This is a genomic window from Tahibacter aquaticus (assembly GCF_004363655.1).
In the GTDB taxonomy this organism is placed as follows: domain Bacteria; phylum Pseudomonadota; class Gammaproteobacteria; order Xanthomonadales; family Rhodanobacteraceae; genus Tahibacter; species Tahibacter aquaticus.
In genome coordinates this window covers 1-1,336 of the sequence record NZ_SNZH01000073.1, presented here as the reverse complement: position 1 = coordinate 1,336, position 1,336 = coordinate 1, and the positions used below count along the sequence as shown (strand labels likewise).

1 protein-coding gene is annotated in these 1,336 nt (G+C 69.2%); it reads left to right on the top strand.

The window, feature by feature from the left end; all coding sequences use genetic code 11:
- On the top strand, positions 1-1,336 hold a 1,336-nt coding region (locus DFR29_RS28825), incomplete at both ends, for a non-ribosomal peptide synthetase (RefSeq protein WP_133822080.1).

The following is a 1,336-nucleotide window of genomic DNA, read 5'->3' as shown; positions in this document are numbered from 1 at the left end:
TGCCGCTGCTGTCGCCGGGCGAACGCGCCCAGGTGGTGCAGGCATTCAACGACACGGCGGCAGACCTCGGCGCCGAAGCCCTGGTACACCAGCTGTTCGAAGCCCAGGCCGCGCGCGAGCCGGCCGCCGCCGCGCTGCGTTTCGAGGGCGAACAACTCAGCTATGCCCAGCTCAATGCGCGCGCCAACCAGCTGGCGCACCGGCTGCTCGCGCTGGGCGTGAAGCCTGACGACCGCGTGGCGGTGTGCATGCAGCGCAGCGTGGAACTGGTCGTGGCGCTGCTGGCCGTGCTGAAGGCCGGCGCAGCCTATGTGCCGCTGGACCCGGACTATCCCAGCGATCGGCTGGCCTACCTGCTCGGCGACTGCACGCCGGTGGCGGTGCTGACGCAGGGCGAGATCGCAGGACTGCCGCTGCTGCAGGCCAGCACGCTGCCGCTGCTGCTGGCGGACAGCGCCGCGCTGGACGGCCAGCCCGAACACAATCCGCAGGTCGCCGGCCTGGGCCCGCACCACCTGGCCTACGTGATCTATACCTCGGGTTCCACCGGCCAGCCCAAGGGCGTGATGAACGAACACGCCGGCGTGGTCAACCGCCTGCGCTGGGCGCAGTCGCAGTTCGCGCTGAGCGCGGCGGACCGGGTGCTGCAGAAGACGCCGTACAGCTTCGACGTGTCGGTGTGGGAGTTCTTCCTGCCGCTGCTGGCCGGCGCCTGCCTGGTCGTGGCCCGGCCGCAGGGGCACCAGGACCCGGCCTATCTGATCGAGCTGATCGACGGCGAGGGCATCACGCTGGCGCATTTCGTGCCGTCGATGCTGCAGGTCTTCATCGACCAGGCCGATGCCGTGCGCTGCCGCTCGCTGCGCCAGGTGAAATGCAGCGGCGAAGCCTTGCCGTATGCCGCACAGCAGCGTTTTGCCCAGGTATTGCCGCAGGCGCAACTGTATAACTTGTACGGTCCTACCGAAGCGGCGGTGGACGTGACCTGGTGGCGCTGCGACGGCAGCGTGCATGCCGGCATCGTGCCGATAGGCCGGCCGGTGGCGAACACGCAGATGTATGTGCTGGACGCGCAGCGCCAGCCCGTGCCGGTGGGCGTGACGGGCGAGCTGTACATCGGCGGCATCCAGGTGGCGCGCGGCTATATCGGCCGGGCGCAGCTGACGGCCGAGCGCTTCGTCGCCGATCCGTTCAGCGCCGTACCGAATGCGCGCTTGTATAAGACCGGCGACCTGGGCCGCTGGCTGGCCGACGGCAGCATCGAATACCTGGGGCGCAACGATTTCCAGGTGAAGATCCGCGGCTTCCGCATCGAGCTGGGCGAGATCGAAGCCGC